Source organism: Oscillatoria salina IIICB1 (assembly GCF_020144665.1).
Classification (GTDB): Bacteria; Cyanobacteriota; Cyanobacteriia; order Cyanobacteriales; family SIO1D9; genus IIICB1.
Genome location: NZ_JAAHBQ010000004.1, coordinates 94,054 through 100,759, shown reverse-complemented (window position 1 = coordinate 100,759; position 6,706 = coordinate 94,054). Strand labels below are relative to the sequence as shown.

The 6,706-nt window shown below is 41.1% G+C and carries 8 protein-coding genes; 6 read left to right on the top strand and 2 right to left on the bottom strand.

Features of this window, described 5'->3' with window-relative positions:
- On the top strand, positions 1 to 780 hold a 780-nt coding region (locus G3T18_RS01490; protein WP_224408740.1), incomplete at its 5' end, for an RNA-guided endonuclease InsQ/TnpB family protein.
- Here G3T18_RS01490 and rseP read toward each other — a convergent pair.
- Positions 774 to 1,865, bottom strand: coding sequence for an RIP metalloprotease RseP (rseP, locus tag G3T18_RS01485; protein ID WP_224408739.1), 1,092 nt, complete (start codon positions 1,863 to 1,865; stop codon positions 774 to 776). The two genes, G3T18_RS01490 and rseP, sit on opposite strands and share 7 nt — an antisense overlap.
- Positions 1,866 to 1,977: 112 nt before the next feature.
- Here rseP and G3T18_RS01480 point away from each other — a divergent pair, with 112 nt between their 5' ends.
- The 4 genes from G3T18_RS01480 to G3T18_RS01465 all read left to right on the top strand — a co-directional run bounded on the left by G3T18_RS01480 (position 1,978) and on the right by G3T18_RS01465 (position 4,755).
- Complete coding sequence (locus G3T18_RS01480) at positions 1,978 to 2,529, top strand: hypothetical protein (protein ID WP_224408738.1); 552 nt, start codon at positions 1,978 to 1,980, stop codon at positions 2,527 to 2,529.
- A 25-nt stretch (positions 2,530 to 2,554) separates the two neighbouring features.
- On the top strand, positions 2,555 to 2,713 hold the full coding sequence (locus tag G3T18_RS01475) for a hypothetical protein (RefSeq protein WP_224408737.1): 159 nt from the start codon (positions 2,555 to 2,557) through the stop codon (positions 2,711 to 2,713).
- 366 nt (positions 2,714 to 3,079) lie between these two features.
- Complete coding sequence (locus tag G3T18_RS01470) at positions 3,080 to 3,973, top strand: alpha/beta fold hydrolase (protein WP_224408736.1); 894 nt, start codon at positions 3,080 to 3,082, stop codon at positions 3,971 to 3,973.
- Positions 3,974 to 3,981: 8 nt separating this feature from the next.
- The gene (locus G3T18_RS01465) at positions 3,982 to 4,755 is read left to right on the top strand and encodes a ZIP family metal transporter (RefSeq protein WP_224408735.1); all 774 of its coding nucleotides are present in this window, start codon (positions 3,982 to 3,984) and stop codon (positions 4,753 to 4,755) included.
- A gap of 284 nt (positions 4,756 to 5,039) precedes the next feature.
- Here the strand turns inward: G3T18_RS01465 and G3T18_RS01460 are convergent, their stop codons facing one another.
- Positions 5,040 to 5,177 carry a CHAT domain-containing protein gene (locus G3T18_RS01460; RefSeq protein ID WP_224408734.1) on the bottom strand — a complete coding sequence of 46 codons (138 nt, stop codon included), beginning with the start codon at positions 5,175 to 5,177 and terminating at the stop codon, positions 5,040 to 5,042.
- Between the two features lie 648 nt (positions 5,178 to 5,825).
- Between G3T18_RS01460 and G3T18_RS01455 the strand changes: the two genes are divergently transcribed.
- Positions 5,826 to 6,698 (top strand): MBL fold metallo-hydrolase, encoded by an 873-nt coding sequence (locus G3T18_RS01455; RefSeq protein ID WP_224408733.1) that lies wholly within the window; start codon positions 5,826 to 5,828, stop codon positions 6,696 to 6,698.
- Positions 6,699 to 6,706 lie beyond the last annotated feature (8 nt).

Sequence of the window (6,706 nt, the reverse complement as noted above, 5' to 3'; positions counted from 1 at the left end):
CTCAAAGGGAAAAATCCTACTTCTGCTCAAGTGTGCTTGCATCGAGATGGGAATTGGTATGTCCATATCCAACTCAAAGATAATGTACCAGAACCGACAAAATCTGATAGTGCAATCGGAGTGGATTTCGGAAGGAGGGAGATTGCTGTAACCAGTAGCGGACAATCTTGGTCAGGAAAAAGTATTCAACACAAAAGAGATAAATTCAGCCGTGTACGAACTTCACTCCAAAAGAAAGCGTCCCAAGGCACAAGGTCAACCCGCCGAAGATGTCGGCAGGTTTTGAAACGGCTATCGGGACGGGAGAAAAGATTTCAGGCATGGCTTAACCACAATATCAGCAAGGCAATTATTACTGAAGCTAAACAACTGCAAAAGTTGGTGGCGATTGAGGATTTAACGGGAATTCGCGAACGAACAAACAAAAAGCCCAGAAATAAGACCGAGAGAAGACGATCAAACTCCTGGGCTTTTTATCAATTGCGGAGTTTCCTAGAATACAAAGGAATCAAAGAGGGCGTGGAGATTATCGCAATTCCTCCTGCCTACACCTCCCAGACCTGCCATAAATGCCTGCATCTGGGTATTCGTGGTGGTAAGTCTTTCCGGTGTCCTAATTCTCAATGTCAGCACCACGGGGACGCTGATTTGAATGCTTCTAGAGTAATTGCTATTTGGGGCTGTTCTGTAAACCAGCCTGGAGGTTCGGAGTTATTGGCTTGCTCAATAATTCCAGGGCTACTAAAAGCCTCGACCCTAATGGGCGAGGTTGTTTACTGAAATAATTCCTGAAACACTTGCAAATTAGCAGTATCGCGCACGATTAGGAAAATACCCAAACCAAGCAGTAACATTAACCCAGTTTGCATAATTCCATCTTGAATTTTTGTGGGTAAAGGTTTACCGCGCACTCCTTCGATGAGTAAAAAAGCCAATTGACCTCCATCTAAGGCAGGAAGGGGCAAAATATTAATAATCGCCAGGTTAATACTAATCAAAGCTGCAAATTGAAACAAACCTGCGAGATTAGAACGAGCAACCGTTGCACCAATTTCAACGATTTTTACTGGACCTGCGACTTGCGAGGCGGTTTCCGAGAAATTACTAATTAGTTGTCCGAAACCTTGGAAGGTAAGCAGCGTAATTCTTTGGTACTCTTGGGCGCTATCCGCAAAAGCAGCAATAATGTTATCGGGGCGATTGCGGACTAATTGACCATTCGGGGCGAGCATCACGCCAATTTTACCTTGACCGCTTTCATCTGGTTTTGGTGTCACCGTCAGATTTAAAGTTTCTTCACCTCGCTTAACTTTAAGTTGCAAAGGTTGGTTGGGAGATTGTTGAATTTCCTCCATCAAGATTTTTACTGCATCTCTTGATGCGGCTAATTCTTGGGAGTCTACGGCTAAAACCACGTCTCCAGATTTGATTCCCGCTTCTTGGGCTGGGGAAGCTTGTTCTGCAATTACTTGGGGAACTAAAACTCCCGGCTCAAAAGTATAATCGGGAAAACCAACGGTGACAGCTTGACCGACTAAAAGAAAGTAAGCAAAAATTAAGTTAGCAATTACCCCAGCGCTAATGACAATCGCCCGATCTAAAATGGGACGGTTACGCAATAAATTGGGGTCGTCTGGTGGAATGTCGCTATCAGGATCGTCGTCAGGAAATGCGACGTATCCCCCTAAAGGAAAGGCTCTAATAGCATATTCGGTTTCTGGTCCTTGGTATTTTACTAATACAGGTCCGAAACCTATGGAAAAACGATTAACGTGAATGTTTTGTAAACGCGCTGCCGTAAAGTGACCCAATTCATGCACTACGATCAAAAGCGCCAGGACTGCGATCGCCGCCAGGACTGACATAGTTTAAACAAATGTAAATTATTTCTACTTCGATCCATTCTAGAACAGTTGGTCAATTTTCCGCTTCGAGAGCCTATCCTGGAAACGATAGTCTAGAGTGGAGAGCGATCGCATGATGACTAAAATTACTTGGGCTACCAATAGCACTAACCCCAATAACCCCCATCACCTTGCTACTATTCAAGAGTGGTGGGCTTCTCTTGATGGTAAAGAAGTTACTCTCGCCCAACGTTTAATTGGCGAAAATGTTAACGTCAGCAATATTAACTGGGAACCGCAAAGGTTTGATGAAAAGTTCGTTGTTGAAAAACCGCAAATTCGCGGGATTACGGTTTTTTGGTATAAACAAGACTCGGATGTGGAACGTAACTTAACCCCCGAAAAACTAGAATTTGACGCCGATACCCAAAAACTTTATATCTATCCTCAATCTCAAAAACAAGTGGTTGTCAGAATCGGATTAGCTACTGTCCAATTTCAGACAATCGATCTCCAAGATCCTTTGATTGTCGGGACTTCGATTGGGGAAAAGCGTATTATTTTGTTGCGAGACAAGCAGCAACAAATTGATGTCAAACTCACTCTTTCGCCGCAAAATATCAGCAAATTAATTGAAATTTGTCAAGGGGATATTAGCTCTCAGTCAATTAATTTAGAGAAATAGCATTCTCGAAACCTCTGTAGAGACGTTGGGTGCAACGTCTCTGCTTGATCTTGATGAGTGTGAGATTCAAAGAGCGATCGCGTTTTTCTCGTCGGCGATCGTCTTTTTGGCTTTACCAAAAAAAATGGGTTTAAAGCCTCGCTGTTCTACGGCGACTTTGATTGAAAAGAAACTAGAAAGTTAGTACAATAGTTGATAGCGAGTAAAACGAAAATCTACGTGATTCTTCGCTCTAGTAGGTCGAAAACCCGGTAAGTAAGAAACAACGGTTAGATTGGCTCTAACGGCAGTATGACTAAACCACTGCCAGCTTTCTTCAGAGCGAGGAGCGTACTAAACTAGCTGAGTGATGGATGTTTGAAAGCATAAAACTCAAAAAAGTAAGCGCAATATATGCGGCTATATGTCAACATATTGAGCGTCTAGAGGCAACTTGACTGTGCCTGCAAGAGGAAAGAGAACTACTTGTGAATCCCCTCCCTTTAGCAACGCGGAGGGAGGGGAGTAGTCAAAATAGACAAAATACTCTACAAATTTTAACAATCGACTCGTGACTGCTAAGGAAACAATAGTTAAAAATACTCTTGACAAAAACACCTGGATCTGGAATAGTCATAAAATCCAGTATGCAGTGATGGGAAGCGGACAGCCGTTGTTACTGATACATGGTTTTGGCGCATCTATCGGACACTGGCGGAAAAATATTCCGGTGTTAGCCGCAGCAGGATATCAAGTATTTGCTTTGGATTTGCTCGGATTTGGTGGTTCGGATAAACCTACCCTCGACTATACTGTAGAATTATGGCAAGAGCAAATTAAAGATTTTTGCCAGGAAAAAATCCAGCAACCGACGGTATTTGTTGGTAATTCAATTGGTGGGTTGCTGAGTTTAATGGTAATCTCAGCATATCCAGAAATTGCGGCGGGTGGAATTTTAATTAACTGTGCGGGTGGACTAAATCATCGTCCCGACGAGTTAGCTTTGCCTTTAAGATTAGTAATGGGAACATTTACGAAACTTGTAAGTTCGCCAATTACCGGAAAATTTATCTTCGATCGCATTCGTCAGAAACATCGCATTCGCCGCACCTTAACACAAGTTTACCGCTCTCGGGAGGCAATTACTGACGAACTGGTAGACTTACTTTACCATCCCAGTTGCGATCTCGGCGCAGAAAAAGTCTTTGCTTCAGTTTTAACTGCACCTCCCGGACCCAAACCCAGAGAAATTTTACCAAAATGTTTATCACCTTTGCTGGTAATCTGGGGAGAAGACGATCCTTGGACGCCAATTAAAGCTGCGACAATTTACCGAAAATTAGCAGAAACTAGAGATAATGTCCAATTTTACTCGATTCCGAATGCAGGTCATTGTCCTCACGATGAGAAACCAGAGCAAGTTAATCAGCTTATCGTTGATTGGCTAACCAAAAATCTTAACTAATTAAGCTGATGAATCCGATTTTAGCAGGAGTAATTGCCAGTGCGATCGCGGGATTAGCAACATTTATCGGCGCTTTACCCGTAATCTTACCATTAGGATATATCAAACGCGCCCAAGGAGCAATGTTAGGCTTTGGTGGTGGTGTCATGTTAGCAGCCACCGCCTTTTCCTTAATTGTACCAGGAAAAGATGCCGCGATCGCCCAAGGAGCTTCTCAACTTGGGGCTGCGGGAATAATTGTTTTTGGAGTAATTTTGGGTGGTGCTTTTTTAAAGTTAACTCACCATTTTTTACCCCACGAGCACTTTTTTCATCGTCAAGAAGGTAAAAAAGGTGCTAAATTAAGGCGAATTTGGTTGTTTATTTTTGCTATTACCATGCACAATTTTCCTGAAGGTTTAGCAGTGGGAGTGAACTTTGGTAGCGGTGATTTTTCCCAAGGAATACCTTTAGCTATTGGTATCGGTTTGCAAAATCTTCCTGAAGGTTTAGTCGTAGCTTTATCTTTAGTTGGGCATGATTATAGCATTTTTTCTGCTCTAGGAATTTCTCTTTTAACTGGTTTAGTTGAGCCCATTGGTGGTTTAATTGGCGCAGGAGTAGTAACAATTGCTCAAAGTATTTTACCTTGGGCGATGTCTTTTGCTGCGGGCGCAATGCTATTTGTTATTAGTGATGATATTATCCCCGAATCTCATCAATATGGACGCGAACAAGAAGGTACTCTAGGTATTATGGCAGGGTTTGCAGTAATGACGTTTCTGGATATTGGTTTAGGTTGAGGGGATGAGGGATTGGAAATTGAGGATTTGTGAGGTGGGAAGTAAGCAAGAAAAAATTTGTCTAGATATTTAGATATTATTTGTCGATGTTGTCTACAATGCCTCTACAAAATAATGAAAAGCTTAACGGCTGATTTGTTCAGAAATCTAGGGATTATTGCCAGAGTAATCATCTTGCTCTAGCAATAATCAAGTTGAGCTACACGAAAGTACCGATAAAATACTCTAACTCTTAAAAGAAATTGGTCTGGTATCATTAAATATTGTTTATTCATTGCCTCCCACTACCCTTGCCAAGTAAATGCTGCCCAAGAGAAAGGCTCCGTCCATTGGGTTTTCTTTTGCATCTCCAATTGTGCTTCTCGCAAAGCTTCTGGAGGCGAAAGTTTTTCTTGCCCCATTAGCCGATAAAAACGAGTCATTCTAGTTACCTGTTATTCATTAAAAATGAGCTATCAACAATCCACAAAAATTGTACTGTTAATTGATACGGTCGGAGGGAAAATTTAGACAATCTCTGGATTTTGTATTATCTTTGTAACTTAAAAGTGGCTAAAATTAATACACCAATGATATTTGTATCACTCTATACTAAAAATTTCTTGCTTATTGAAAAATAAAGTCAATAAGGCGACGGAAAATTAGGGCTTGACAAGACTGTAGTATAAGCCTTAATATTTTACCTATATAAGGTTGTATTGGGTCATTTCCATATCTAAACAACGATTTTGTTACAAAAGTTTATATTTTTTTGACCGGGCTTGAAGCGCAATATAGTAGGGAGTAAGACAACGACTACCAATTACTAACTGATAACAGATAATTGGAGATTGAGTGAAATGCTGATTTTCAATTATTGGTTAATTACAAGAATTTGAGATTACTCGACGAATAAATCAAACTATTATTAATCTGTACGAGCGCACCACTGTCATTTGTCAGGAATTTGACTAAGATCTTTCTATCTCTTAAGGAAAAGGTTGGATTCTGGTATCAGAGCTAAAATGAATATCTAAGACTACGCAAATATAGTGCGTAAGAATTAATTTTTGTATCTTTTACTTGACAATATGGCTACCCAAGAGAAAAAACGCCCCCAAAATATTGCGGGGAATTTTTACGTCGATAGTACCTGCATCGACTGCGATACCTGTCGTTGGATGACACCAGAAGTATTTAATCGACAGGAGGGACAATCAGCAGTATATCATCAACCAGAATCGGAAAAAGAGCGTTTACGTGCCTTGCAAGCGCTTTTATCTTGTCCAACTGCATCTATCGGTACAGTAGACAAACCAAAAGATATCAAAGCAGCCCAGACAAGTATACCAATTTTAATCGCCGAGAACGTCTATCATTGCGGTTATCATTCAGAAAGTTCTTTTGGTGCAGCGAGTTACTTAATTCAACGCTCTGAAGGTAACATTTTAGTGGATTCTCCTCGTTTTACGCCACCCCTGGTAAAACAACTCGAAAGGATGGGAGGGGTAAAGTATATGTACTTAACTCATCGAGATGACATTGCCGATCATCGCAAATTCAGAGAACATTTTAACTGCGATCGCATCCTCCATCAAGACGAAATTTCCTCTCAAACTCAGGACATCGAAATTCAACTTCAAGGACTAGATCCGGTTAAAATAGCACCAGATTTATTAATTATCCCCGTTCCCGGTCACACCAAAGGTCACACTGTCCTACTTTACCAGGATAAATTCCTCTTTACAGGCGATCATCTAGCTTGGTCAGATCATCTTCAGCAATTAATCGCTTTTCGCAATCATTGCTGGTATTCTTGGTCAGTATTAGTCAAATCAATGCACGAGCTAGCTAATTATAGCTTTGAATGGGTATTACCGGGTCACGGTCGCCGCTACCACGCTGATACAGCAACAATGCAGCAAAAAATGCAAGAATTACTTAATTGGATGGAAACTGCGTAAATTCAAAA